The 26571-nt window shown below is 49.8% G+C and carries 20 protein-coding genes; 6 read left to right on the forward strand and 14 right to left on the reverse strand.

Annotated elements, in window-relative coordinates:
* Positions 1 to 383: 383 nt before the first annotated feature.
* Entirely contained in the window at positions 384 to 1199 is an 816-nt protein-coding gene (locus V5T57_RS14310; protein ID WP_332891917.1) for a hypothetical protein, read from the reverse strand.
* A gap of 1518 nt (positions 1200 to 2717) precedes the next feature.
* Here V5T57_RS14310 and V5T57_RS14315 point away from each other — a divergent pair.
* The 6 genes from V5T57_RS14315 to V5T57_RS14340 all read left to right on the forward strand — a co-directional run bounded on the left by V5T57_RS14315 (position 2718) and on the right by V5T57_RS14340 (position 19715).
* A complete protein-coding gene (locus V5T57_RS14315) occupies positions 2718 to 4385 on the forward strand; it encodes an ATP-binding cassette domain-containing protein (RefSeq protein ID WP_332891918.1) in 1668 nt (555 codons plus the stop codon).
* A 98-nt stretch (positions 4386 to 4483) separates the two neighbouring features.
* Positions 4484 to 5761 carry an HlyD family type I secretion periplasmic adaptor subunit gene (locus V5T57_RS14320; RefSeq protein ID WP_332891919.1) on the forward strand — a complete coding sequence of 426 codons (1278 nt, stop codon included), beginning with the start codon at positions 4484 to 4486 and terminating at the stop codon, positions 5759 to 5761.
* Positions 5762 to 6295: 534 nt separating this feature from the next.
* Complete coding sequence (locus tag V5T57_RS14325) at positions 6296 to 7618, forward strand: TolC family protein (protein WP_332891920.1); 1323 nt, start codon at positions 6296 to 6298, stop codon at positions 7616 to 7618.
* 137 nt (positions 7619 to 7755) lie between these two features.
* Complete coding sequence (locus V5T57_RS14330; RefSeq protein ID WP_332891921.1) at positions 7756 to 13458, forward strand: hypothetical protein; 5703 nt, start codon at positions 7756 to 7758, stop codon at positions 13456 to 13458.
* Positions 13459 to 13622: 164 nt separating this feature from the next.
* Complete coding sequence (locus tag V5T57_RS14335; protein ID WP_332891922.1) at positions 13623 to 17240, forward strand: tetratricopeptide repeat protein; 3618 nt, start codon at positions 13623 to 13625, stop codon at positions 17238 to 17240.
* A gap of 1299 nt (positions 17241 to 18539) precedes the next feature.
* Entirely contained in the window at positions 18540 to 19715 is a 1176-nt protein-coding gene (locus tag V5T57_RS14340) for a KamA family radical SAM protein (protein ID WP_332891923.1), read from the forward strand.
* A 200-nt stretch (positions 19716 to 19915) separates the two neighbouring features.
* Here V5T57_RS14340 and V5T57_RS14345 read toward each other — a convergent pair whose 3' ends face one another.
* The 13 genes from V5T57_RS14345 to V5T57_RS14395 all read right to left on the reverse strand — a co-directional run bounded on the left by V5T57_RS14345 (position 19916) and on the right by V5T57_RS14395 (position 26571).
* Complete coding sequence (locus tag V5T57_RS14345; protein ID WP_332891924.1) at positions 19916 to 20236, reverse strand: sulfur globule family protein; 321 nt, start codon at positions 20234 to 20236, stop codon at positions 19916 to 19918.
* 320 nt (positions 20237 to 20556) lie between these two features.
* Positions 20557 to 20712 (reverse strand): DNA methyltransferase, encoded by a 156-nt coding sequence (locus V5T57_RS20975; protein WP_442918219.1) that lies wholly within the window; start codon positions 20710 to 20712, stop codon positions 20557 to 20559.
* Positions 20713 to 20787: 75 nt separating this feature from the next.
* Complete coding sequence (locus tag V5T57_RS14350; RefSeq protein ID WP_332891925.1) at positions 20788 to 21522, reverse strand: DNA-methyltransferase; 735 nt, start codon at positions 21520 to 21522, stop codon at positions 20788 to 20790.
* A complete protein-coding gene (locus V5T57_RS20980) occupies positions 21497 to 21679 on the reverse strand; it encodes a Com family DNA-binding transcriptional regulator (RefSeq protein WP_442918220.1) in 183 nt (60 codons plus the stop codon). Before V5T57_RS20980 ends, V5T57_RS14350 begins: the two co-directional genes overlap by 26 nt.
* A gap of 120 nt (positions 21680 to 21799) precedes the next feature.
* Positions 21800 to 22072 (reverse strand): hypothetical protein, encoded by a 273-nt coding sequence (locus V5T57_RS14355; RefSeq protein ID WP_332891926.1) that lies wholly within the window; start codon positions 22070 to 22072, stop codon positions 21800 to 21802.
* A gap of 25 nt (positions 22073 to 22097) precedes the next feature.
* On the reverse strand, positions 22098 to 22997 hold the full coding sequence (locus tag V5T57_RS14360) for a hypothetical protein (RefSeq protein ID WP_332891927.1): 900 nt from the start codon (positions 22995 to 22997) through the stop codon (positions 22098 to 22100).
* 2 nt (positions 22998 to 22999) lie between these two features.
* Positions 23000 to 23296 (reverse strand): hypothetical protein, encoded by a 297-nt coding sequence (locus V5T57_RS14365; RefSeq protein ID WP_332891928.1) that lies wholly within the window; start codon positions 23294 to 23296, stop codon positions 23000 to 23002.
* Entirely contained in the window at positions 23289 to 23681 is a 393-nt protein-coding gene (locus tag V5T57_RS14370; RefSeq protein ID WP_332891929.1) for a hypothetical protein, read from the reverse strand. Before V5T57_RS14370 ends, V5T57_RS14365 begins: the two co-directional genes overlap by 8 nt.
* Positions 23682 to 23684: 3 nt before the next feature.
* Positions 23685 to 24227, reverse strand: coding sequence for a hypothetical protein (locus V5T57_RS14375; protein WP_332891930.1), 543 nt, complete (start codon positions 24225 to 24227; stop codon positions 23685 to 23687).
* Positions 24224 to 24838: a YmfQ family protein gene (locus V5T57_RS14380; RefSeq protein ID WP_332891931.1), complete on the reverse strand. Its 615-nt coding sequence runs from the start codon at positions 24836 to 24838 to the stop codon at positions 24224 to 24226. The genes V5T57_RS14375 and V5T57_RS14380 overlap by 4 nt, the downstream gene beginning before the upstream one ends.
* Positions 24829 to 25884 carry a baseplate J/gp47 family protein gene (locus tag V5T57_RS14385; RefSeq protein ID WP_332891932.1) on the reverse strand — a complete coding sequence of 352 codons (1056 nt, stop codon included), beginning with the start codon at positions 25882 to 25884 and terminating at the stop codon, positions 24829 to 24831. The genes V5T57_RS14380 and V5T57_RS14385 overlap by 10 nt, the downstream gene beginning before the upstream one ends.
* On the reverse strand, positions 25874 to 26338 hold the full coding sequence (locus V5T57_RS14390) for a phage GP46 family protein (protein WP_332891933.1): 465 nt from the start codon (positions 26336 to 26338) through the stop codon (positions 25874 to 25876). The genes V5T57_RS14385 and V5T57_RS14390 overlap by 11 nt, the downstream gene beginning before the upstream one ends.
* Positions 26338 to 26571 (reverse strand): hypothetical protein, encoded by a 234-nt coding sequence (locus V5T57_RS14395; protein ID WP_332891934.1) that lies wholly within the window; start codon positions 26569 to 26571, stop codon positions 26338 to 26340. Before V5T57_RS14395 ends, V5T57_RS14390 begins: the two co-directional genes overlap by 1 nt.

Consider the following 26571-nt stretch of genomic DNA (forward strand, 5'->3'; position numbering starts at 1 on the left):
CTAAGGTGGAAAGCCCCAGGTGTTCCCCGATCAACGGGGATCAAAGTTTCTTGCCATCATTCTCAGAATGTCTTGTTCTAGTAGCTTTAGTTCCACAAGATACCTGCGGAGTGGGTTCTCCGACGAAAAACCGGCCTGTGAGCCGGTTTTTTTGTGCCCGGAATTTGGCAATGATACCAAGGGCTACGGGTAGACCCCGCTGGGTGGTGTTATATGTGACTTGAGGTCGTGCTCTCTCAAAACGCCGTTTTTCTTAAAAAGGGTGAGGTCGGCGACCGTCCGACCTCACCCTATGGGCCTCACGTGCTTTGAATATCATAAATCTGCTGACAGGTCGGGAAGTTGAACCTGGCTGATGTTGTATCAGCACGGGCTCAACTGGTTTAAAACTTATCATTTACCTTGGTGCAGTTTCCACTATTGTTTGTATAACCACTGGGGCAGCCAAAGTTGTTTTTAATACCATTGAATGAACTGCTTACCCCATCAAACACCATGTTGATCGGATCATCCTGACGATGGCGTTGAATCAGTGGCTTGTCGCCACCACCAAAGTAGGCACGCAGGCCAAATAGGGCATGTTGGTAACTGTTGTTGCCTGTTGCCGCATCGGCAAATAGCGTCAAACCAGGCATAGCCTGAAGGGGCATACGGTATTCCATGCCCAGGTGTGCTGTGGTCTGGCTATCTGCGGCACGTCCGCCCAGCTCCAGCATCCAATCATCCATGGCATACCAGCGCAGGTCCAAACCTGTATAACTGGCATCATCCACATCCCCACCTTGGGTGCCTAGGGTGGCGGCCAAGGTTAGATTGGGCAGATAATACTCACCTTCCACACCAAAACGTTGAAAATCGGTGCGGGTGTAAGAATCAATAGAGGCGGTCATGGCCGTTACGCCAAACAAGCCTTTGTCTGAATCCCGCCAAAAGAGATGTGCTCCACCTCCCAGCAGGCTGTTGGCACTGACTTCCCCAGCAACAACATCAAGCTGCACACCAAACTTTTGGTTCAGCGGCATAGCAACAGCACCACCAACAAGGGCGGTACCCTCCTGGTCAACACCGCCTCCCAGGACCTCCACTTTGCCGTTAAACCCAGATACAGCTGATCCTGCGGTTCCATCTACCGGAACCAAGGTGCTGATTGCCAGAGCCGCACACAGGGCTGTTTTTAAACCGACACGAAATGTATTCATTGATAATGGTCCTTGTTGGGCATGAAGCTGGTAGAGCTATCTAACGCGTTTACCGAAATAGTGATATGGGTAATCTATTGCAGGTAGTTAATTATCATATGAACACTGCATGAGCAATCAATTTTTTATGTGTGTTCGTGCCTAACCCATAACCTGGCGGTTTGTTAATGAAATATATGTTTGTATTAGAATGTTTAACGCTATGAATATAAGGTTAAATGACATCATGTTATGCATGTTGAATGTTCGATGTATGACAGGCAGAACACTCTCATATTTAAGAGATTATTTGTGATAATTCTAAAAAAAGCGGATTGCTGAAATCTTTATCTGGGGTGTGTAAAAATAAGGGCGACTAATCGACATCTTATTGTAAAAGCGTATGGTTTATGGCTATGTGAAACGTAGGGGCGGAAATGATGTGGTTCACAGTCATATGACTTGAGAGACTCTGTGTTTTGGATTGGGCCGTTATGGGTGGGTTTGAATAAAAACATTGCTCTTAATGGTTTGTCTTCATTAGGAGGTGCACAGGCCATCCTTGAGGGGATCTAGGTTTCTATACGCATCAGGGGGAGCATTCAATGATTAACTCTATGGCCCTGGACAAATTTGATTTGGCATTCTTTAGTCGTTGCTGAAACAACGGCACAATCGTATGGGTTCTTCAGCTTACTGGAGGAGGGCGTTCAATGGCTTTGTCATGGTCGGTGTGATTGACCTGAAACGATTTAAAACTTCAACAGTATGTCTGGTCAGTGAGCATCGGCACCTCTGTATTCTTAAACATGGTTTAGCCAGCTACTTCTTTTCTTGCCTATTAATATGGTTCTTTGCATGGACCAAAGCGCCTTCCAGGGTTTCTGTCAGCTCATGAACCAGAGTTAAGCACGGTTCAGATGATCCACGGCTTGCTTCAAATTCCCAACGGCGGGCTGACTGGGATACATAGTCGATTTTTATGTAGCATTTAACTGCACGTAAACAATGCCACCCTAGAAATGAGCCTTGGAACCCGCCAATCAAACAGACTTCTGAACGATCGACTCAGTCTCCATTGTTGGCTGGTGCTGTTTTTTCACTGTGACTGGTGTTTTATGTTGAACCGTCACACTGTGACTTGGCCATTCTTCATAGAGCTGTGGGACAAAGGTGGCGGGGAAGGGGGGGTGTTCAGGTCACTGAGCCATTGACCTTAAGATGTGGAGGGGTTCTCAGTGGTTGGTGAGAGGATCGCTCTGACGTTTGGTGACGCATAACGCTCAGATGGGCTGGTTGTTTTGATGCATTCTCACCCAAGCTATTGACGGAGGGCTTCCCCAACCAATACCGACTCGTCCTATTCGACCATATGACTTTGCAGCGTAAGCTCAAAACTGTTCCCTGCTTTATTACAAAGTTGAGAAATTTGGGCGCTTTTCCCCGTTGGTCATTGCTCCATGACTTTTAGATGAGATCCATAGTATGGTAGCCCTTCATCATGAATGGATTAGGGCTTTGATAGGTTATTGAAATCGGATGCAACTTTCTAACTTTCTTAAAAAAAGATTTACCGAGCGTCCCACCTTAACGGTGGCGTTGATTTTTTCATCGCTTCTCGTCAGTGTCTTGGCTTTGACATCCCCACTTTTTGTGATGTTGGTGTTGAACCGATATGTCGTCTATGGGGTGGATGGTACGCTCTGGACGCTCTCGTCCGGTGCAGCCATTGCTATTTTACTGGAGTGGGGCTTCCGCAAAAATCGACTGTTCATGGCTGAGCAAATTATTGATGATGGCGGCTTGTTGGCGGGGCGGGCGATTTCTCTCTTTACCAAGGCTCGTAGTGATGCCTTATCCCAAGTGCCAGAAGGGCGACGCCAAGAGCTGTTACAGGGGCTTGATTCTCTGGAAGTGGCATTGAATCCAAACAACCTGGTTGCCTTGCTGGACTTACCATTTGCTGTTTTATCTCTCTTTGTTCTCTATCTGATGTCCCCTCAGTTTGCGATAGCTGCTGGGGCCGTGTTGGTATTGGCCATACTGATCTCCTGGGTTGGTTATATGCGGCTTAAACAACCAACGGCTGAAAATGAGGAGGCCTCGGCCAGTTCCCGTGCCATCGTACAAGGGGCCGCTGGCAGTGCTGATACCATCCGGGTCTTTAATGGGGCTGACACGGTTGCAACCAACTGGAGTGGTCATCGAAACCGCTCGGTGTTGGCCAGGCGGTTTATCCAGCAGGTTCGTGGTGGTGAGAGCAATATCGCCATGGCGTTGGGTAACATTATGGGGTTGGCCTTGACCATTGTTGGTGCCATTGGGGTTGTCAGTGGGGATATTTCTGTTGGGGCTATGATCGGTGCGGGTATTCTTGGGCGTCGTGCCATGCAACCTGTTACTCAGGTCGCCCGTATGGCGGAACCGTGGCAGCGTGCCAAGCAGGGGTTGGCCCATCTGGACTCTTTTGGCCAAATGCCCATGGAGTCATCAGAGGGGATGGCTTTAGAGAAGTACCATGGTACTTTGACCTTTAAAGATACAGCGTTTATGTGGGCCGGTGAGACAACACCTCTTTTTGAATCCCTGGATTTCACCCTGCAAGGGGGGGAGATTCTGGTTGTTTTAGGCAGTAATGGTGCCGGTAAAACAACATTAGCGCGAATGATGGCAGGGCTCATTCCTCCTGTTCGTGGGCAGATCTTGGCGGATGAAACAGAGGTTCGTCAATTTTCCCCCCACTGGTGGCGTAAGCAGCTCTTCTACTTTCCCCAAGATCCCGCTTTAATCAATGGCACCGTTCGCAGTAACATCCTGATGGGGGCTGATGATCTAGAACCAGAGGTGATGAAGCATATTTTGCACCTTTCAGGTTTGGATACTTTTATTCGGGGCAACAAAGAAGGGCTTGAATTAGAGGTCCAGGGGTTTGGGCATAACCTATCTTTAGGCATGCGCCGTCGTATCGCATTGGCCAGAGCTTTGGTCGTTAACGGACCGTTAGTGATCATGGATGAACCGGTGGAAGGGTTGGATGCTCAAGGCAAAGAGCGTGTGTTTGATTTAATTCAGCAGATGGTCAATATGGGTAAGAGTCTCGTTATATTGACCAGTGAACGTGGCCTTATAGGTAATGCCCATTGGGTGTTGGATTTGGATGAAAAGCCCAAACCGCGTTTATCTAAAAATCATTCAGAACCAGCATAGTTCTGTAGCACGTGATGAACATGCATGCTGCTGTGAACCCTATTAACCGATACCCGTTTATGATAACCACCTGGTATTCATCGTAGAGAACCCGCTTTATGACACCTTTAAATAAGCCTCCCCAGCCCTTACGCGGTTTTATGATTTGGCTTGCCATACTGTTCTCACTTGTTGGGTATTGGGCGTGGCATGGTGCCTTAGATGTTGTGACGATGGCCGAAGGTGAAGTGGTGCCTGCTGGTCGAGTTAAGCCTGTACAGCATTTAGAGGGTGGTATTGTCTCTGAAATTTTGGTGGAGGAAGGACAGACGGTTCAAGCCAATCAGGTTTTGGTGCGCTTTGCGACCGTCGCAGATGGGGCTGACCTATCTGAGTTGGAAAATCGATTACGCTCTATTCAGATTGATCTATTGCGCTTACAGAGTGAACTGCAGGCCAAAAAACATTTGGTTTTTGAAGCGGATCTGGTTGCTCAAGCACCGCTAGCCATTGAACAGGCCAAAGCTTTGTTTGTGGCCCGGCGTAATGTGTTGGCCAGTCAGTTGGGTAAACAACAAGAGGTTATTACGCAAAAAGAGCTGGCAATTGAAGAGATTAAGGCTGCCCTTTCTTCTGTAAAGGTTATTCAGAAGTATTTGGAGGAACAGACTAAAATTAGTAAAGGCTTGCTTAAGCGAGATATCACCAATCGCTATAAACATGTCGATCTGCTCAAGGCACTGGCTGAAATTCGCGGTAAAGTTACCTCAAATAGTATTGCACTTAAACGTAGTCGAGCAGCTTTGCGTGAGGCACGTAAAGAGTATCAAAGAATCCAGCGTGGCTATGTGGGTGAAATTCGTGAAACCATGCGTACTTTGCAGCGGGAGTCGGCTGAGCTGGCTGAACGCCAACGTAAATATGCAGACCGGGTCAATCGGGCTGAGTTAATCAGTCCTGTCTCTGGTATTGTAAAATCCCTTTCGGTTAATGCCATTGGGGCGGTGGTTGCGCCGGGTGGTACCGTTGCCGTTATTGTGCCTGCGGGGGAGAGACTGGTCATTGAAGCGCAGTTACCCACCCATGCCATTGGCTATGTTGAAAAAGGGCAGATGGCTCGGTTGCAGTTAACCTCATCGGACGCCATGCGTTTTGGCTTTTTAGATGGATCTGTCACGACCATCTCCCCGGATACATTGGTCTCAGAACGTGGGGCGCCCTATTACAAAGTTATTGTTGAGACCGAGCAGCCCTATTTTGGTCAAGGTGACACCGTTTATAAACTGCACCCTGGTATGCAGGTCATGGCACATATTCTCACGGGTAACCGAACGGTTCTGGAGTATCTTCTTGCCCCGGTTTTGCAAAATATGGATGCTGCCCTACAGGAGCAGTAACGTTCCTTCCTAAGCAAACATACCGTTCTTTTTGATGAGTCTTTCATAACCCTACCTGCTTCTTGCCAGGGGATAGAGTCTATGCTTCTACCCCTGTATTACCCATCATGTTCTTCCTTCTACGCGTGACACGATGATTTAACCTCGCATCGTTAGGTGTCGTAGCGTTTTATCTATTGCTTATAACGCCTAAATGATATGTGTGCGTCTTATGGTCACGATCAAATATGCCGTTGGCTGTTCTCCGAAAAGGGGGCGGTGATATTGAGTTATGGTCAGTGGTTATGGTTTAAAAATTGCGAAAAATAGAGAATATTCACAAAAAGTAACTCGGTTGTATCTGTCATAAACTGACATAAAAGTGTGCTTCTTTCTGTTTTTTATAAGTAAAGTTAAAAAGCGCCTAAAAAAGACAAATGGAAGTGTTGTTATTTTACGAAGTTTCATCTATTTTCCAACGCTGGAATGAATCGAAATGTTTTTTCCATCAGCGCTTGCGTTGGTGGCGTACTCTCTTAGAAGCCGGAGATCTAGATGTCTGTGCTGCGCGCGAATAAAAATAAAAAAAATACCCTGCTCGTTCTGTCCCTTCTGTTTGCTGGTACGGTAGCCCCCGTTCAAGCTTCGGAAAGCCTATCCCAGGGTCTGGGTATGGTGTTGACAGACCATGGGCTTATTAAAGAAGCTCGCGCCAATTCAAAGAGTGCACAGCTTAAGCATCAGGCATCACGTGGTGCTTGGTTACCGGATGTTTCTGTTTCACTTTCTCAGGGTGCCGAAGATCGCTTGCAAACATCCACTGGGAATAACAGTTTTTCCCCGGGTGAGTTATCGTTTGAAGCAGAGCAGTTGATTTGGGATTTTGGTAACACCAATAGTCAAATCAAAGGTGCCCTGGCCGAGTCTGACCAAGCTAAAGCCAAAACCCGTGCGGTTGAGCTACGGTTGATTCATGACGGTATTGCAGCTTATTTGAATGTGACTAAGGCTAGTAAGGTGCTGACCTTTGCTAAAAAGTCTGAGGGCAACATTATGGCCCAGACTAAATTAGAAAGTGTGTTGGTTGCCGAGGGACGTGGTTATTCAACGGATGTTCTGCAAGCCAAGAGTAAGCTGGCCGAAGCTCGTGCCCGCCGGGTTCGCGCCCAACAGGATCTGGATAACGCCCATGCTACCTTTGTGGGTATCTTTAATCTGGACCCCAGTGTGGCACAAAACTGGACCATGCCTACGCTACCGAGCTTGCCCGCTTCACTTGAAGAGGCTTTGCAGCTTGCCCTTACTGGAAATGCCGACCTGAAAATGTCCAAGCAGCGGGTCATGATGGCCAAGGCTAAAGCGCGTGCAACCCGTGCCAACAGTTTTTTCCCTGAGTTCAAGGCGACGGCCAGTCATGCCTTTAAAGATGATGTCGACGGTACGGCTGACTATGAAGAAAAATCAACCATTGAAGTCGCGATGGATTGGGACTTTAACCTGGGTCTGTCCGATGTTCGAAATTATGGTGCCGATCAAGCCAGCCATTCCGCCGCCATCGCTCGTAACGACGCGGATCTGATGCGTGTTAAAGAAGAGATCTCTAAGGCCTGGAGTTCCCACCAAAGTGCGATGGAGCGTGTGATGCATCGTACCGAAGAGGTGAGCTTGCAAAGCCGCTTCTTAGAACTGGCCCGTGAGGAGCGTAAGATGGAGCGACGCACCCTGCTGGATGTTCTGACCGGTGAAAGCCGATTGATGAATGCCCAGAGTGACTTGATTGCAGCTCAGACGGAAGCTGAAATTTCCGGTTATACGCTGTTGCGTCTGATCGGTCAGTTGGAACTGCCTACGGTTACAGCTCAGGCAGCTGCTGAATAAGCATGTGGTCGTTGCGTAAGATGGTGCTGTTATCAGCACCCTGTTGCACGTTTTTGTAAAGACCCTCTGCTGCATCGTGCGTTTATGGCAGCATTGCGGTTTTTACTTTTTTATGGTTACCCCTGGGAGCAGCATTCATGGCCCTTGATCAAGATATTCAAGAAGAGTTGGCGCAACAAGCAAAAGAGGCTTATGAGGAAGCGCTAGATAATGGTGCCTCCCCAGAAGAAGCTCGCCAGCAGGCTCTAGAGTTTATTGAGCAACAGGTCATCTCTCAAGGGGGGGATGCGCTTGATATTGCTGCCATCCGCCAAAACAGTGGTGAAGAGGCTTTTATGCTCTCCACCGACAATGCGCGGGATAAGGTTCTGCTTCAGGAACTCTCCTCTGCAACAGCTTCTAAAGCTTATCAAGAAGCTATTGAGAATGGTAAAAATTCGCGTGAAGCCAAAGAGTTCGCGGCAGAGAAAACCAACGAGCAACTGAACGAAATGTTGGACGATGGTGGCACCAGAGAGGCCATTAATCGGGCCATTTTTGAAGCCGATGTTTTTGATACAGATGTGCACTTTGATTTTGATCAGGCGATCAACAAGGCTTTGACCCAGCATCTTGGTGACTTTGATATTGAAGGCCTTGGGGTGATGTTCCAAGGCAGTGCGAATGGTGAAGCCTTTGATGGTGCCGAACTCTTTTCAGAGCCTGATGATGACCAAGAGCAGGTGCTTGACCAGTTTGAGCAAACGGGTGAAAATTTTGGTCAAGAGAGAGGTTTTGAAAGACAAATTGTTGAGTTAATCGATCTAGAAAGGGTAGAACCCCCCGATCCTGAGATTGATCTCGATACCGGCTGCCGTGTCAGTACGGATATTTGCTGTAATGTACACAGTAGCCTTGATTTTTCGACCGCTACCGTGGCTAATGTCGCGACGCTAACACAGAACTTTGTGACCCCCATCTCCTGCTCGGGTAGCATCTGTATGACCGGTGGTAGTGCGGACGATACGCTCACCGCATGTCATGCTGGGGACCCTGCAGTGACTGCTTGTCAGCAGCTCTGTTGCTACTGTGTCGTTATTGATGGTGGCGCAGGAGACGATACCCTCTCTTATCAAAATGAGGTCGCCAACCTCACTTCAAACCTGTGCTGCCTGAAACACACGAATAACAGTACCTGCATCTCTGGTGGTGAGGGTAATGATACCCTAAATCACCGTGTTGGGTTGGACCTTGCTGGCTCAGTATGCTGTTCAAACTTAATCTACTGTTGCAACAGCCTGACGATGGATGGCGGTAATGGTGATGACACCATTTGCACACTGTTTAAAAACAGTGCCATCAATATCGCATGCAAAAGTACTAAGATGGAGCTGTGCAAAAACGACTATACCTACTGCGGTGGCGCTGGCGAAGACTGTATCCATTTTTGTGTAGATTTCGATTCCGCTAAGAGCGATTGTGCGGGATGTTTTTACTATCATGCTTGTAGCACTATTACGATGGATGGCGCTGCGGGTTGCGATATACTCTGCTATGACATCAGCCAAAATAGTTGTGGCCCCACAGCGGTTTGTAATGTGTGCGGTAACACGCTTTGTTTCAATGGTGGCGATAATTGTGACACGCTCTCCATTAGCGAGGTATTTGTGCAGAACGCCTGCACCACTGGCTGCGTCGGTGGCTGTAATAACGGTGGTCCCAGCAAATCAACATACCATTTGCAAGGTGGGGATGGTGAGGACACACTTTTACACACCTTTACCCACTGTGTACAACACGTGTGTGGGTGTAATCACTACTGTAGTAAGCTCTGTTATGATGGGGGGGATTGTAACGATACCATCACCATGAACTTCTACAGTCAAGACGATGCCGATCGCCACTTTACCGATTGTGCAAGATTATGTGGTTGTACAGCCCAGTTTGGATGCATTGATATTGACCAGATTGGGGGGGGTGGTAATGACACCATGACCCTCAGCACGACCGCCATGTCTTGCTATGGCACCGTACGTAATTTTACGTTCAATAATATTGATTTTACGGGTGGTGATGGCACCGATATCATCTGCACTTCTATTATTTCCAATGCCTGTAAATCTATTTGTAGTGCGTGCTGCAATACCATCGGTTTGTGTGGAGATGCTGGGGATGATTGCATCTGGTTTAACCATACGTTAGATACCCGAGGCGGCTGTGCCAGTTGTGTTTCAGACAGCCAGATATGTGGCTGGTCTAAAAACAGTGTGACCCTTGATGGTGGGGCTGGTGCTGACTGCCTCTACTACTGCACCCAAATCAACTCTGCAACGGGCTCCTGTTCCTACACCGTTGAAGAGTTTTGTTGCAATACCCATAGCCTCTGCGGTGGTGCTGGTAATGATTGCCTCGTGGCCAACACCTCCATCCAAAATGCTAATTTGTGTGCCAGTTGTGGCATTGACGGTCTTAATTCATTCTCCACATCCCACTATGTGGGGGGGGATGGTAATGACACCATTTGCGTGGAAGAGTGTACGTCTAACATCTGTATGATCTGCTGTATGCAAGGCAGTGTCATGTGTGCCGATGGTGGGCTTGGGGATGATACCGTTATTGTCTGCACCGACTATGATGGTGCCCAGTTCGTATCCTCCACCAAAAATGCCATAAGCCTTATTGGCTGTTGTGGGGTCGATACTCTCTGCCTGACATTGGATTATAATTGCAGCGGCTTGCAGGATATGAATCAATCCCTCTTCCATCAAACAGGGGGGGCGGATAACGATACCCTTACGCTCTGCTATTGTTGGCAGAACAGTGATGTTGGGGGGGCTTGTTGTGTGTATGACAATCTCTTCTGTCTGGATGGTGGGGATGGTGTTGATACACTCACAGCGTGCTTAAAGCTCTACGGTACCAATGCACAAAATGAACGCAATAGTGTGCATCTGGTCGGTGGTGCGGGTAATGATATTCTGACCGTAGCTTATGATGCCACCTGCTGTGCGACGGACTATGTCGTTGCTTGTGGTGGTGCAGGGAGCGATACCATTAATGTCGGAACCGTCTGTGGCGTTATTGCAGCCTATGGTAGTGCTGCTGAAGGTGGCGATACCATTTGCGGCACAGTGGATCTAGCTGGTTTTGATTTACGATTTGCCAGCAGTTTTAGTGGTGATGCTAATGGTGATGGTGCCTTGGACGGCGCAGGTAATTTTGTGTGTGGTGCCGGCTGCGCCACAGCGACCGATGCCGATGACTATTTTATCTATGATTCCACGGCTAATAAACTCTATTACGATGCCGATGGCAGTGGCGTTGGCTCCAGTGCGTGCTTAATGGCAACCTTTGATAGCGCGACAGCCCTGACCAATGCAGATATCACCTTTGTTTATGATGCGACATCGACCACCTGCTGTGCTACATCTGGCTCTGCCGTTACGGCGCAAGGCTGTTATGGCAGTGATACCTTAACAACCACGTTTGACAGTACCAGTAACGCTTACTGTTCTGCCACCATGACCAACCGGGGTGGGGAAGGTAACGATACGCTGACTCTGCTCAGTTGCGGCAGCGGCGATTGCTATGAGGCAAGTACCCTTTGCTTTATTGGTGATGGTGGTTTAGGTAACGATACGGTTGCCTTTTGTGCCCAAGCCTCGCTTACCACGGCACCTACGGATACTGAGGTAGCCTGCTTCAATTGCAGCAGTATCACGTTAACCGGTGGCTTTGGTAACGATGTACTTAAAAGCTGCTTTGATATGAGCAGCACTTCCGCATCTGGCGCTGTGGGCGTAGAACCTGAGGTTATATTGAATACCATTAACATGGATGGTGGCTTTGGGGATGATACATACTGTCTGGGATCTACATTAACATATACACATGACACTGCCGGTGCAGCAGGGCCATGCTACACCTGCAATGTGGTTGCGATTAATGATATCCTCGGTGCGACTTCTATTTGCGAAGTGCATACCCTTGCTGCGTGTTGTACGTGTGGCACTGAGGTTATGTTTAATAACAATACATCGTGTTATAATACAGTGAATAGTGCTGATACGATTGTAAGCAATGTAGCCGTCTCTTCAGCGAGTGGAACCGTTCGCTGTGTCACTGGTAATAAGCACTATTTATATACCTGTGCTGGTGACGATACTATTTGTATGTTCGATACCATTAGTGCGGCCAATGGTAGTGTCTGTAGTTATTCGGGCAACTGTGGGGTTGTATGGACGGGGGATGGTAATGATACGGTATGCGATACCACAACCATAACGTCAGCTTGTATCAATGATATTAGCAACAATAAGCATTGTTACTATTTAGGGGATGGTGACGATACTTTCTGTTTCGGTAAAAGCTATTGTATCAGTGATGATGTCGGTACCTTCAGCCTAGAGCAAGTTTGTGTGCAAAGTGGTATTGGTAACGATACTGTGAGCATCTCTTCTGATTTCCATGCAGGGGATCAATTGGCAAGTACCATCTGTCAGCTGTGTAACGCCATCAATACCTGTGATGGTAATGACAGTGTGACCTTTACACGGTGTGTGGATGCGCTGACCTGTATAAATGGCCTATCAAGAAATTTTACCAATATCGAAACTGGCTTGGGTAACGATACGGTTGTGGTTAATGAGGTCTGGGCAGGCTGTAATGATGCGACCAGTATGGGCGCGTTCTTCTGTAACTACAATAACTTATCTGTGGGTTGTGGTGATGACACATTAACCTTCCATCGCAAGTTAAACAGCGTTGCTAGTGAGGGAACGAATGAAATCAACACCTATCTTTGTCAACAAACATACCTCTGTGGTGGGGAAGGGTCCGACACCGTTACCTACTGTAGCGAGCTGAATGATGTAACAAAGATTTGTTATTTTCAATCGAGCATGGCCTATCTTACTGACTGTTGTGGTTCATCGACATTAACACTTTGTGAAGATTTGAATGATATCGATTCAATCGTCAGTTTTTACTGTAACTGCTATCTAGCATGCAACTCAGATGGTATGGGTTGTACCTCTACCATAACCAATAGCTTTGATGCTGATGTCGATAGCATTTGTGTGTTCAACTACAACAAGTTTACCGTTGGAAGTAATGCTGGAAATGCCTCAACCACATCCACATTAACGGCCAATATTACGGATGATCCAGGGCAGGTCACCAACTGTTTTACGGACAACTGTTTCATTATATGTGAGATGAGTCATTGGGGCACCCAGTCTAATGTAGATACCATGACTATGAACTGGGCCGGTGGGGCGGATACCAAATTTTGTACGAACTCGTTCTGCATGGATGGTGGGGTTTGTAATGATACGCTGAGCATGTGTCTAAACTATGTACAGGCGAGCACGACCACCTTCGCGAATAACTGCATCTGCTTAAAGGGTGGTGCAGGCGATGATACGATGCTGCTCTGCCTACAAGGAGTATGGGACACCTCTACGTGTGTTGAACTGTTTGGTGGGGATGGGGCGGATACCATGTGTGTCAGTGGGCAGGCCGCAGCCTATGCCGGTGGCGAGGCGATTGTTTGTTACTGCTGCACCTCTGAGCTAGGTGATACCATTTGCGGCTTTAGTAATGCCACAGAGTTTGAGCTCTACTTCTGTAACAGCAACTTTAATGGTGATAATGGAGCAGGGGGCACTGGTGCCTTGGATGCCGGTTACTTTGTGGCTGGTACAGCGGCAGCAGATGCCAACGACTACTTTATTTATGACGCTGCCAGCTTTAAGCTCTACTACGATGCCGATGGCAGTGGCACAACAGAGACCCAGCAGGTTGTGGCAACCTTTGATTCGGATGTATCCTTGGCTGCGGATGATATCAACACGGTTTAAGCCCGTCGTACATCCATGATCTATTTTATTAAGCAGGGTCCACAGTGTAGACTGTGGACCCTGTTTCTTTATACGCACCGGGAAGGCTTAAAGCGTTTTCCCTATACCCAAGCAGCGATCGCTCGCCACACACACTGTGTCGGTTATGCCCGAATGGTAACGCCATGTCTGATCAAGCTACTGTAATGCGCAACGAACTTATTGAACACCTGCAACAAGCCAATACCTTAATGCAGTCAGGGCAGGTGGATCAGGCTGAGCATCTGTTACGGCAGATAATAGATAAAGCCCCTCATATGGCGGATGCTTGGCACCTTTTGGCCATGGCTCGGCAACAAGGTGGGCATATGCAGGAGGCGGTGCATTGCTTGAAAAAAGCCATAGAACATGGTCACCGTCATCCCGATACCTTTAGTAACCTAGGGGTTATGCTCAAACGGGTGGGGGATTTAAAAGGTGCCGAGCAGGCCTACTTACAGGCGTTGCATATGGATGAAAACCATAGCATGGCCTGCAACAATTTGGGGAATCTGCTACGGCAACAGGAGCGTTATCAAGAGGCGATTAATCTCTACCGTAAAGCGCTGGCCATTAATAGTGATTATCCTGAGGCATGGCGTAATTTGTCGGATGCCCTTCGCTTGACTGGGCAATTTCAACCGGCAGAGGAGGCGGCACGGAAGGCTATCATTATTCATCCTGACTTTGTGGGTGCCCATGAAAGTCTCTTGCTTATTTTACAAGCGCAAGGTCGCCTAGAAGAGGCCTGGGATATTGGCCTGAAAGGGTTGCATATTCAGAAAGACTTTTTGCCCCTGCATAATGTCATGGCCCAGCTGGCACAACGGCTCGGTGATAGCCAAAAGAGTGTGACACACAGCCGTAAACTGGTCGCGGCTGATCCACGCTATGCGGCGGGCCACCTGCTGCTGGGTGAAGGGTTGTTAAAGCAGGGAGATATGAGCAAGGGGGCTCAGGAGCTTGAATGGCGTTTGGCCATTGGGGAACGCAGCAAAGCATTGAGCCTGGATAAGCTGTGGCGTAACGAAGATCTGCAGGGTAAACGTCTACTGGTCACCCCAGAACAGGGGTTAGGTAGTATGATTCAGATGGTGCGTTACCTACCTGCCATTAAGGCTAAAGGTGCGCATGTTATGCTTATGGTGCCTAAACCCCTTCTGGCTCTTTTTGAGCATGTACAAGGGGTGGATGAGTGTTTGCCTTCCAGCCAGGCACTACCTGACTTTGATTATCATCTGCCTATCCTCTCTCTTTTTATGCGTTTAGATCTCAGTAAAGATAAGCTGACGGGCATGGTTCCCTACCTCATGCCTAACCCCTTGCGTGTCGCCCAGTGGCAACAACAGCATCTACCAACGATTAAAAAGCCTAGGGTTGGTCTTGTCTGGCAGGGCTCAAGCAACTACGACAAAGATAGAGATCGCTCTATCCCCCTCAACGCATTTGAGTCGTTGTTGACACGAAATAATATGCAGTGGGTCGTGCTGCAGAAGAAGGATGGGCGTGACCAGATTAACAAACTGGCTAAAAAACCGGATTGGTTGGATATTGGCGAAAAACTCGAAGATTTTGCGGATACAGCCGCAGTCATTAGCCAGTTAGATCGGGTTGTAACGGTCGATACTGCTGTGGCTCATCTGGCCGGAGCCCTGGGTAAGCAGACCTTAACTCTATTGGGACAGGGTAGTGATTGGCGCTGGTTTGAAGGACAGGGAGACTCCCCCTTTTATCCCCACATGACACTGCTTCAGCAAGAGAAGTTTGGGGATTGGTCTGGGGTGATCCACGCTGTTGGGGCGTGGCTGGATGGAAAACCGACACCGATACCCAAAAAGGCGGTTATTCAGGTTGCGGCCTCTAACAAAAAAAGTACCCGTAAACATCAGCTGAAAAAACCAGCGGGTAAAATTCTCAAAGTGATGGAGCGGGTGGAACAGGCTTTTTCTGGTGGCCGGGTAGAGGAGGCTTTTAAGCTCCTGACCCGTGCGTTAGAGAAAGATCCTAAAGATCCATTGTTGTTGCATCGTTTAGGGTTGATACACTATCAGCAAAACCGTTTTAAAGAGGCGGTGGAGCTGATGTCGGCTGCGGTTGCAGGGGATCCTGATAATGCCGATCTGCATACCAACTTAGGGGCATCCAAGCGGCGTAATGGTGACCTGTTGGGGGCCATATCATCCTACAAGCAAGCTTTGGAACTACGTCCAGATCAGGCCACAGCCTATAATAATTTGGGCAATGTCCATATGAACCAGGGGCAGTGGGATAATGCCGAAGTGGCTTTCCGTAAGGCTATTCATCTGCTAAAGGATTATCCGGAACCCCATCGTAACTTGGCTGAAGTGCTGCGGCAGAAAAAGCAGTTCAAACCCGCCTTAAAATATGCCAAAGAGGCCACCAAGCTCAAAAAAGATTATGTAGATGCCCAGCTGGTGCAGGTGAATATTCTACGTGACTCTGGCAATGGTAAACAGGCCATGGAGGCGTGCCGTCCTTTATTGGGTGCACACCCTCATCTGGCGGAAGCTCACTTAACCATGGGCCAGCTGTTACAGAGCCAGCGTGATTTTGAAAAAGCCCGTGCCAGTCTAGAGCGGGCTATCAAGCTTAACCCCTATTTGGTGATGGCTTATGTACACCTTTCTGGTTTACTGAGTGAGGTTGACGAACATGATGCCGCGATAGCCTTGGCTGAAGAGGGGGCCAAACGAAACGACCGGATCGCTTTGATCTTCCGTCATTTGGGCTCACTCTACAAAAATAGTAACCGTCTTGAGGATGCTAAAACAGCCCTACGTAAGGCGATCGCGCTGGCCCCCCAAGATAGCTCTGCCCATATGGAACTCGCCTTTGTATTGATCCACAATGGTGAACTGGCGGAAGGGACAAAAGAGTATGAGTGGCGTATGGCTGAAGGGCAGCGCTTAGAGCGTAAATTTGAGAAGCCCCAATGGGATGGTGCAGACCCTAAAGGAAAAACCATACTTGTGTACTGTGAACAAGGGCAGGGCGCAAACATTCACTACGCACGCTACATACCCTTGCTGGCTGAGCGTGGAGCTAAAGTTATTGTAGAGGCTTATCCATCGCTAAAAGAGATGTTTTCTACTCTTAAAGGGGTGAAAAAAGTGATTGCGCGTGGAGAGCGCATTCCCAGCTATGACTATTATGCTTCCATGCTCTCCATGCCCTATCTGTTTAAAACCACCATGGGGACCATTCCGGTCAATATTCCCTACCTCTTCCCAGAGAAGAAGAAGATTAATCGCTGGAAAAAGCACTTTAATCAAGAGACACGCCCGGTGGTGGGTTTGGCTTGGCAGGGTAATCCGGGCTTTGGTGGCGATGCGACCCGATCGATGCCCCTCAAACACTATTTTCCAATGATTGAGGCCCTTAAAGATCAGATCCGTTTTGTCTCTATTCAGGTAAGCTATGGTCGTGAACAGTTGGTGGATCTTCCTGAAGGCATGCCGTTGGAGGATATGGCTGGTGAGCTAAACAACTTCTCAGATACGTTGGCCTTAATGAACCGTTTGGATCTGGTTATCTCTACCGATACCGCCGTTCCCCACTTAATGGGTACCCAGGGCCGAAATGTCTGGATGGTACTCTCTTACCACTCGGATTGGCGTTTTATGTTGGAGCGTTCTGATTTTCCCTGGTATCCCACTATGCGCCTGTTCCGTCAAACAGAGCGCAAGAATTGGGGCCGTGTAATTGCACAAGTGACGGATGCCCTGAAGAAGTGGTCCTTCTGAGCAGGTTAACTTGTTGAGAAGAGGCATTATTTTACTGATAGGGTAATGAACTTGCACGTGGCTGATGCACAATAAACCATGCCTGTAAGGGTTTGAATTCACGTGATGTGAGGGCTGTAAGTTCTCTTTTTCTGAGCATGGGTAGGTGTCATGATCTGTTTAAGTGGCCGTGATGCCATTAAAGGCAGCTCCTGTTGAATGTTACATACATCATCAGAGGCTCTATGGAGTGATTGTTGGATAAAGGGTTGAGAAAGCGCATGGGCCTGTGGGGCCTGGAAGTGTTCGGGGCTCGTTTTAATTGTTCTCTATGTTGATTAATCTGGTTGATGGATGGTTCTGAAGGTATTGGTTGTATCGTTTGATGTATGCAATGAGGGTAGGGCCGCTTGGTGTTGCATGATCTATATGACCAGGGGTCGGTTGGTCTCTGTGACGGATACCTGTATAGAGAAGTCGATTTATTCCTGCTGGTAATGATACCTACCTGTTTATCTGTGGGTCCATCCCCCAACGGGCTTGCTGGCCCCGTTAAATCTCCTCTTTAGGGCTTAGTGATGGGGGTTATAAATACTGTTTTCAGTATTAGGCGTTCGGGTCGCGCTTTTTCACCAGACTACCTGCAACCATATCGAGACACCCTTTTTTGGAAAAAAAGCCCAATGTGTGGCTTGTTCATGGGCATCAGCCTCCGTTGATAAGCATCATCCGTGGGTATCCGCTATCATGAACAGGGCGTGGGTGTCATCATCGTTCATCTTATCGACAAGGCCTATTATCCTGCAAAACACGAGCTTTTGTCTTTTGGTTGGTTTGAGCAATGTTCTTGAATCCATTTTTTACGCAGAACAATGTGAAGATAGCTCAAATAAACACGATAAGATTTTGATATTCGTGGGGTGTGATGGGTGAAAGGTGTGTCGGGTCGTTTGGTCGAGGTTATGGGGGGGGGATGCTTTTATAGGGTTGGTTTTTTTGGTTGCTAAAGTACTCATTATTAAAAGGAAAAATGTGTTTTCAGGCTTGATATAATTTATTGTTAAAATTGACAGAAAATTAACTTTGGTGTATTATTTGGCCTGTTTGTGCAGTCGAATATCTTCATCAGAAATCAGCTCTACACAGCAAATGCTGGTTTTATAACACAAAGTGGTATGCCGCTTTAGTTGATCAATATTAATCTATATGCTGTAGCATTTTCTGCGTCTTTCTGCGTCTTTCTGCGTCTTTTGGCTTGAAATGTTAATGGCAAGTGGTTAGGTCAATCATGGGTGTACCACGCGACTTCGGGAGTTTATTGTGCAAGACTCAACGTTGGAACTGCCCTCTCATACACAATGGGATGGTATGGATTGGAAACGTGAGCTAAAGAATAATATTCGTGATATTGATCAATTGGCCGCTGCTCTGGCTTTGCCGGCTGATGAAGAGGAGGCGCTAAGAAAAATTATTGACCTCCATCCTATGAATATCCCCCGCTACTATCTGAACCTGATTGATCCCAAAGACCCGAATGATCCTATCCGTAATCTAGCCGTGCCCCAGGTTGATGAACTGGTGGTTGCAGGTGCTATGGGTGAGACCACCACAGACCCATATGGTGACGAGAAGCATAGTAAGGGTAACGGGATTTTACATAAGTATGCCTATACGGCATTGGTTGTGGCCACAGAAGCCTGCACCATGTATTGCCGTCACTGTTTTCGTAAGGTTATGGTTGGTCTGCCGAACGATAAAACAGTGGAAAATTTTCAACAGGCTGCTAAATACATAGCTGATCATCCAGAAATTACCAATGTGGTGATGTCTGGGGGCGATCCTCTCCTTTTGCCAACAGGTCATCTGCGGCGGATGCTGGATGCTCTTAAAGAGATTCCTCATCTCAATTATGTACGTATTGGATCACGTACCCCGGTTGTGTTCCCCATGCGCTTTTTTGAGGATGAACTTCTCGATCTGTTTAGGGACTTTAACCGTCATAAAGCACTGTATCTGCCTACCCATTTCAACCACCCAGCAGAGATCACCCCTGAGAGTACGGAAGCCGTACGGCGCATACGTGAAACGGGTGTGACCGTGAACAATCAAGCGGTGCTTCTGAAGGGGGTTAATGATGATGTGGATACCATCACAGAGCTCATGGATGGTTTGGTTCGCATTGGTGTTAATCCCTATTACCTCTATCAGTGCATGCCGGTTGCACGGGTACGTCACCACTTCCAGACAAGTCTGAAAGAGTCTGTAGATATGGTAGATGCCGCTCGCCGACGTATGGATGGCTACGCCAAACGTTTCAAGTTCATTATTGGCCACGATATCGGCAAGCTGGAGATCTGTGGACGTATTGATGACAAGCTGATTCTAAAGCAGATTCATGCCCGCCAGGAAGAGCCTGAAGATGCCTCACGTATGTTGGTCTACCAGTTGAATGATGAAGCAGGTTGGTTGGATGAGTTGGAACAGGTTACGCTTTAATTGCCGTCTGCTTATCCCCCAACTCCAGGCCTTTGCTTAACAGGTAAGTGCTTGGCGCTCTTTTATCAGATGTGTGTCTGATAAGGTGGGAGCTAATCTGGACATTTGTTGGGTGACGTGACCATAAAAAAACCGCAAGGGAGCTTCCTTGCGGTTTTTTTTAATCCTCCTCATCGTAGCGAAGAGGGTTGGATCTTTACTTATTGGGCAACAGGCGCTTCAGGTGCTGCTGGTGCTGTGTAGGGCGCATAGGCATAAGGGGGAATAAAGGGCGCGCCATAGCCGTTGTAGCCGGTCATAGCATTCGCAATATTTGCGGCTGTTTGGGCACTTCCGCTGACGTTAAAGTTCATCCCGAAGTTACCAGTAGCGTTACCGTTGCCGGTACCATTACCCATGCCATTGCCGTAACCATTGTTATTCCAAGGTCCACCCCAAAAAGCATCAGCGGTACTTAAGGAAGCAGCAGAGATAGCGGTGAAAGCGGCCAGGGCAAGAAAAAGAGCTTTTTTGTTTTTCATGATCATTCTCCAAAAACGGTATTTCATGTTATTTAAAAGCCAAGGTTCGTGATGGTCTTTAACACTACCCTCACTGGCCAGTTGGCGTTGATTGCTGTGTTGAGAAACATCATGGCAGAAGATGTCTTTGAATATAAGAAAAATCTTATAAACAAGTGTAAGCAAATAGTTATGCAATGTAATGGCTCTGTAACAGTTGATGTGCGAACCGATGAAAAATGTAAAGTGTAAAGGGCCGCGTAAAATGATAATTGTACCCGCGTAAAATGATAGTGGGGGATTGTACGGGCCAGCCTTTTTGGGGCTGGCCCGGTTGTTGTCTAGAGAGTGCGTAAACGGTTGTTGGCTATGCGGTGGTAGGCGGGGGATAGCTCTACACCGTAATAGGTCAAATTCCGAGACATTAAAACCGCCGCCTCTCCGGCGCTGCCGGAACCCATAAATGGATCCAATATCACACCACCATTTGGGACCATTAATGTAAACGCGCATGTAAAATGTCAGTGGGGAAATATGCGGCCAGCCTGGTAAGGGCTGGCCGTTGTTGGTTGTTAGAGGGAACGTAAACGCTCGGTGGCTATGTGGTGGTAGGCGGGACTTAGCTCAATGCCGTAATAGGTCAGGTTGCGAGACATTAAAAGAGCAGCCTCTCCTGCGCTGCCAGATCCCATGAAAGGATCTAAGACAACGCCACCATCCGGTATCAGCCTGAATAGATCCTGAATTAAGGCCACCGGTTTTTGAGTCTGATGTTGCCGGGCTTTGCCTTGTACGTTGGTATGGGTGAAAACACCAGGCACCACCGGACCTGCTTTGGTGGAACGTGTGCCCTTGGTCCCCCACACAATGAATTCTGCCTGCTGTCGATAGCGGCCACGCTGGGGGCGGGAGTTGCCCTTGTCCCATACCGCCACCCCCTTGAAAGACCAGCCCGCCGCCTGCATCGCATCCGCCATCAGTCGTAACTGACGCCAATCTGTAAAGACCGCACAAATGGCCCCTTCCTTGGCTACGCGATAACAGTCCGACAACCACCAACTGCTCCATCGATAAAGACTAAACTGGTCCTGAGCATCCCCAGCAAAGTTAAGAACTGGAGCCCCAGCACCCTTGGCATACTTGGACCTCGTACTGGCTTGAACCCCGGCTAAGGTTCCCGCACCACTACTATAAGGAGGATCGGCTATGACATAATCCGCCAACCCCTCCGGTAGCTGTGGTAATGATCGGGTACAGTCACCTTGGGCCAAAAAGACTCCATCACACAATTGATCCCACATTTCCATGATCGCGCCCTCCTAAGGGCAGACGCTCATGGCGTTCGGGTTGGGGGCTCTGAATGGCCCTGGTTAGAGTGCCACAACGCGGACACTTGATCTCAACGGTTCCACTATACTCTGCTTTGCATAACAACTTTCCGCAGCTACACCTAATCTTCTGCATGTTTTGATCCGATACATACCCCACTGCGTGCACGTAGTGCGGGGGGCCAGTCTTAGCTGGCCTGGTCCTGTGGTGTTTATGCACCACGCCGGGGGTGTTATGGCACCCCTGGCCCGTCTGCTAGACATCCTCTGCCGTTTCAAACCTGGATTGAGACTTAAGTTCTGTATAAAGACGGGTTAGTAAATTCTCCCCACTGGATAACGGAAAGGGAGCGTGAAAAGGAAACTCTTCAAGAGGCTCCTGCTGGTTATCCCGAGCTTCCCGACTGGCATAGACAGAAAGAATAAAATGCACAATGTCGGCATTCCCATAAAAAGAAGAAATGCGTGCATATGCCTGCTCAGATGTAATGCCATATGTCCGTGAGGTGTGGGTCATTTGTAAAGCCATTACGCTATCCTTAGTTATGATGGTGTTAACCTGCAGAGCGTTTAAGCGTACCCCCATCCGACCAGATTCGACCCGCAACGGCTGGGTCGGATGTTGGTATTTGAGGTAACTCAAGTTCGCCATTGATGCAGGCATAAGGGGCATCTGGTTTGGCACTGCCACTATAGAGAGAAGGGGTATACGCTGAGCCAGGGTCCTCAACGGCCCCAACATCAACACGGTAATCCTCTGTATTGTTTTTGCCCGCAAAAGCTCCCTGGGCAGTGCTGCGATCACCGCTACACTGTTCCCCTGCTCTATACCCCTGATAGGTGCCGTATAAACCGCTGGATGATGCCCCGGCCCATCCCCCTTGGGCGCTCACATAGGCAGCCCCGTTGTTGTTCGCTTTAAAGCCCATGGCGGTGGCATATAGTCCAGTAACACTACCGTTTGCATGGTCACCAAAGCTGCTTGAATAAGCGATGCCATCGCTGCCAGCGTTGCGTCCAAACGTGGTGTTACGGTCACCACATTTTGCACCGTGTCCAACAATGGTGCCGTGGTTTATGCCATGGCTGGCAATGTCGCCAATGGCGAGCGTGCTGTTGGCTGTTGCGGATTGTGTAAACAGCGTACCGTCAGGTCGAACGGCAAACAGTACCAGACCGTCATGGGTGGTGATTGTAAATCCATCCACTGACTGAGTGGCATACAGCTGGATGGCGACCCCTGCATCTTCATCTTGCCCCGTGACCGTAACCATACCGGTATGGTCTTGACTGTGCGCATGATCACCAGAGGCAACCTGATTGGCCGCCAAACCAATCTCTTTGGTGGCGGCGGAACCCAGATCGGTAACCTCTGCGGCGGTATGGTTGTGTGGGCCAGATGAACCGCCAGCCGGTTGTAAAGCTCGAAGCTTGGCAAGCATATAAACAGACATGATTACCCCCACTCGGTGTAGGCAGCGCGGTCATCCCAGACACTCTTGAAAGGTGCAACCGGCTCACCCTCAACCATGGGGTGGGTGATCGAGAGGGGGCGGCCTTCGCTATCATAGGTGATTTTACTAAGCTGCCATCCCGCGACATGGGTCCCCAATCCACTTGGAGCCGAACCCGTGATGGTTTGAGTCGTCGATAGATAGTCATACTGATGGCTTAAGGTATCCTCCAAACTGGCCACCTGATGAAGACCACCGTTTTGCAGCCCCTTGAGTGTTCTTAACGCCTGCTTAGACATGACACCCCCCTTGTGGCAGGCGGTCGGCAATCTCCGTGGGGCGAACGGCCAACACCGTTGCTACTGTGGTGGCTGCGCCGATCTGACTCTGTACACGATTGGGAATGGCCGATAAAGTGGCTTGCTCTATGGCATCATCGGTATCATCCAATGCCTGGGTCACCGCTTCATCGATAAGCGCTAGATGTCTTGATTGGCAGTGCGCCAGATCCACCGTGACACGATCTTTGCCAGCTGGTCGCCAAGCTGCCTGATAGGCCATGTCTGTGGGTAAGGTCTCAACTGCTGTCACCCCAACCCCCGGTGGGATAAAGGCGGTAGGGTCAACGTTCTTGGCCACTTGTACCATTTTGGTTTCGCCATTGTATCGGTAGATATAGAACATGCTTTAAGCTCCCGATGGGATGATTTCGACTGTGTTGATCCGCTGATCGGCAACAATTCCACCATTATTCGGCGCACGATGGGTGCGTACCCGAACCGATGTGGTGGCCAGGGTAGCCACCCCGCCGACTTCATAGACTGCAATCATGCCGCCCCGTGTGGTGTCATCACTACAGGTGCCCAATACGCCATAGTTGGCGTCTGGCTGAGTGATGGCAAAGTGCAGCTCATAATCCCCAACCCCATGGCGGGTAATGGCGCTGACCCCTGATCCGGCAACGATGGTGCCCCCGGCAATGCCATCAAATCGCACCCAGATACGATCGGTCTGGATATCTGCAAGTGCGTTGCTGACAAGGGTTTGAATGGCCTCCAGCAGCTGAGTTTGGCTCTCACCATCAAGCTCGGTATTGCCACCGCTGACATCAGTAATAACGTTAACCAGCTCCTCCTGAACATCGTTGTGCCACTCTGCAATCAAGGGGGTTCCTGGGGTGCCGTTGGCTAAATCTTTATCCACAAACACATCACCTGGAATACGCTTCATGAGAGATCTCCATGGTAGAAAAATAGAGGGGTAAGGTGGGCTGGGGTGATCCACTGGATCACACACTCCAGCACCTCATTTCCCCAATCCTCAATGCGATCATCACAACAGGCCTCACCTGCGATGGCCTGCCGATAGGTATATTCAGAGGCGTGCACGGAAAACTCAGCCACCCCTGCATCTGCAATCAATGCATCCCCACACACCGCCTGATCACAGCGGCTCAGAACAGACTCTTCAACTTGGACCGTATAGCCCGCTACTGCCGCGATATGTACGATAAAAGCGGCATCAATTACGCCCTGCCATACCTCCGCCACCACCCTGGCCAGCAGCATGGAGCGGCGCATGGATACGGAGGTGGCCACCACACAATCGGGCAGACCATAGGCCTGCTCCCAATCCGGCAGCATCTCAATGGTGGTGCGGGGGTCCATCTCCCGTTTCAGGTCCTCCACCCGAGCCCCAATGCGGGTCAGTTCCGGGGCCAGCGCCGAAAGCAATTGATTAAGATTGCTGTTCGGATCATCGGTGGCCCAGGCCTGCCCCTGGGGCAGCAGCGCCACCAGCAGCTGCTGATAGGCGTTCAGGGCGTGGGAGGTCAGAGCCATGTGATCTCTCCCATAATTGGCAACACCCCATCGCCGTGGGCGACATCCGATGCGGGCAGGGTCATGGTGTGGCTTGCTACTCCGGAAACCGCAAAGATCGCCCGGTCAATGGACTGCATGGTCAACATCACGCCAGGGGCACCCAGACGGCGTAGCAGGGCGCGGATCTCCGCCTGCACCTGACTGCGTAGGGCGTCACTATCTGGCGTAATGGACAGGGTCAAATCCAATGCCTGGCCGGTGGGTTTGATCACATAGGGATCGGCCCCCACAGGGCGGGTGGCGTCGATGAGCGTCTGAATGGTCTCCACCATCTCATCGCTGGGAATACCGTCTTCGGTGAGGTCATCGGTCATGAAACGAATGCCAACGGTGCCGCCACCGAACTCCCGCCGCACCACCCAGCAGCGGGTGACATCACCATGGCCGGTTACCCACTGCCAATAATCATCCTCATGACCACCCCGGATAGGATGCCGCATGCGGTATTGCACACGGGCCAGCAGGTCGGCATTGGATTCGGCATCCACCCCACCGGCTAAACCCGATTCATCCACCACCCCACCGGGATCAATGCCCACCGGCCCGTTGGCCAGAGTCAGGACGGTACCGGCATCGCTGTCGCCAGCTACACCGAACGCTGCATCCAGCACCGCCACGGTGGCCATGCCATCGGCCAGGGTGGCATCGGCCTGAGTCACATAGCTGCGACCATCGGCACGGGTGAGCGTGCTGCCCGCAGGTAGCACAGCACCGGTGACGCCGGTCAGCTGAACAGTACCGCCAGCTCGAACCCCAGATTTACGAAAAATCCCGCGTGGGTTGGCATGGATGCGCTCCAGCTCCTCACTGCTGGCGGAGGCAGGAATGATCTGTTTGGCCGTATGGTCGATATGGCCATGCAGCTCATGACTGGCACCAGAAAGAGCCCGCAGAATCACACCGGTGGCACTGGCTCGATCCAGATGCACACCGGTTAGCTTTCCCTTGGCATCGGCCAGATTGCGACCAATGATCTGTTGCAGTGGTGGACGATCAAACGGCATGGACCGTGCCCTCCCAACTCAGTTCAAAATGATGACTCAGCGCTGGCCGATTCGGACGATGAAAGACCCCGCTTAGGGCCAACCAGTGACGGGCCGGGAAAGTGGCGGTAACCTCAATCTGGGTGGCGATCTTATCCTCAATCATCCACTGCACCGCCTCACGGGCCATCTCCTCGGCCTCTACCCTTACCGGTTCGATCTGCTTTTGGCGCATCAACTGCCACAGGCCAGAGCCTATCTTGTCTCCAGGGATGGGGGCGTAGGCGTCACACCACCAGCCGCGACGGTCCATGCCCTGGGCCAACCAGGGGCTGGCCTCATCGGCCAGACGGTCGCTAAACCAGGAGATGATGATGGCCGTGGTCAGCCCTTCGTCCGTGAGCAGCTGGGGGCCAGCAAAGGCCAGATCCAGCTGTCCCACCGCATTGGGGCGGATGGCAAGATCACCTGACATTACGCACCCCAACCGCCAGCTGGTCGGTAGATATCCCAAAACTGCCAACCCTGGCGCTGGGTCTTACCCACAACCAGCCCCTTCTTAACCAAGCGGGACAGTGCCCCTTTCACCCGTTTATCAGCACCACCAGATGGCCCTATATCCAGACCCATCTCAACCGTAAGATCTGCGGCTGAACAGCCACCGGTCCGGGCTTGTAAAGTCTCTAAAACCTGCTGTTGAAAGCTCAT

Origin of the sequence: Magnetococcus sp. PR-3 (genome assembly GCF_036689865.1) — a bacterium.
Classification (GTDB): domain Bacteria; phylum Pseudomonadota; class Magnetococcia; order Magnetococcales; family Magnetococcaceae; genus Magnetococcus.

What these genes read in the sequence shown, in the direction of transcription:
- V5T57_RS14325 (WP_332891920.1), top strand. Translation starts at nt 6,296, where the DNA reads ATGTCTGTGCTGCGCGCGAATAAAAATAAAAAAAATACCCTGCTCGTT.
- V5T57_RS14320 (WP_332891919.1), top strand. Translation starts at nt 4,484, where the DNA reads ATGACACCTTTAAATAAGCCTCCCCAGCCCTTACGCGGTTTTATGATT.
- V5T57_RS14355 (WP_332891926.1), bottom strand. Translation starts at nt 22,072, where the DNA reads ATGGCTTTACAAATGACCCACACCTCACGGACATATGGCATTACATCT.
- V5T57_RS14330 (WP_332891921.1), top strand. Translation starts at nt 7,756, where the DNA reads ATGGCCCTTGATCAAGATATTCAAGAAGAGTTGGCGCAACAAGCAAAA.
- V5T57_RS14310 (WP_332891917.1), bottom strand. Translation starts at nt 1,199, where the DNA reads ATGAATACATTTCGTGTCGGTTTAAAAACAGCCCTGTGTGCGGCTCTG.
- V5T57_RS14370 (WP_332891929.1), bottom strand. Translation starts at nt 23,681, where the DNA reads ATGTTCTATATCTACCGATACAATGGCGAAACCAAAATGGTACAAGTG.
- V5T57_RS20980 (WP_442918220.1), bottom strand. Translation starts at nt 21,679, where the DNA reads ATGCAGAAGATTAGGTGTAGCTGCGGAAAGTTGTTATGCAAAGCAGAG.
- V5T57_RS14335 (WP_332891922.1), top strand. Translation starts at nt 13,623, where the DNA reads ATGTCTGATCAAGCTACTGTAATGCGCAACGAACTTATTGAACACCTG.
- V5T57_RS14350 (WP_332891925.1), bottom strand. Translation starts at nt 21,522, where the DNA reads ATGGAAATGTGGGATCAATTGTGTGATGGAGTCTTTTTGGCCCAAGGT.
- V5T57_RS14345 (WP_332891924.1), bottom strand. Translation starts at nt 20,236, where the DNA reads ATGAAAAACAAAAAAGCTCTTTTTCTTGCCCTGGCCGCTTTCACCGCT.
- V5T57_RS20975 (WP_442918219.1), bottom strand. Translation starts at nt 20,712, where the DNA reads ATGGTCCCAAATGGTGGTGTGATATTGGATCCATTTATGGGTTCCGGC.
- V5T57_RS14380 (WP_332891931.1), bottom strand. Translation starts at nt 24,838, where the DNA reads ATGGCTCTGACCTCCCACGCCCTGAACGCCTATCAGCAGCTGCTGGTG.
- V5T57_RS14365 (WP_332891928.1), bottom strand. Translation starts at nt 23,296, where the DNA reads ATGTCTAAGCAGGCGTTAAGAACACTCAAGGGGCTGCAAAACGGTGGT.
- V5T57_RS14315 (WP_332891918.1), top strand. Translation starts at nt 2,718, where the DNA reads ATGCAACTTTCTAACTTTCTTAAAAAAAGATTTACCGAGCGTCCCACC.
- V5T57_RS14385 (WP_332891932.1), bottom strand. Translation starts at nt 25,884, where the DNA reads ATGCCGTTTGATCGTCCACCACTGCAACAGATCATTGGTCGCAATCTG.
- V5T57_RS14375 (WP_332891930.1), bottom strand. Translation starts at nt 24,227, where the DNA reads ATGAAGCGTATTCCAGGTGATGTGTTTGTGGATAAAGATTTAGCCAAC.
- V5T57_RS14390 (WP_332891933.1), bottom strand. Translation starts at nt 26,338, where the DNA reads ATGTCAGGTGATCTTGCCATCCGCCCCAATGCGGTGGGACAGCTGGAT.
- V5T57_RS14395 (WP_332891934.1), bottom strand. Translation starts at nt 26,571, where the DNA reads ATGAGCTTTCAACAGCAGGTTTTAGAGACTTTACAAGCCCGGACCGGT.
- V5T57_RS14360 (WP_332891927.1), bottom strand. Translation starts at nt 22,997, where the DNA reads ATGTCTGTTTATATGCTTGCCAAGCTTCGAGCTTTACAACCGGCTGGC.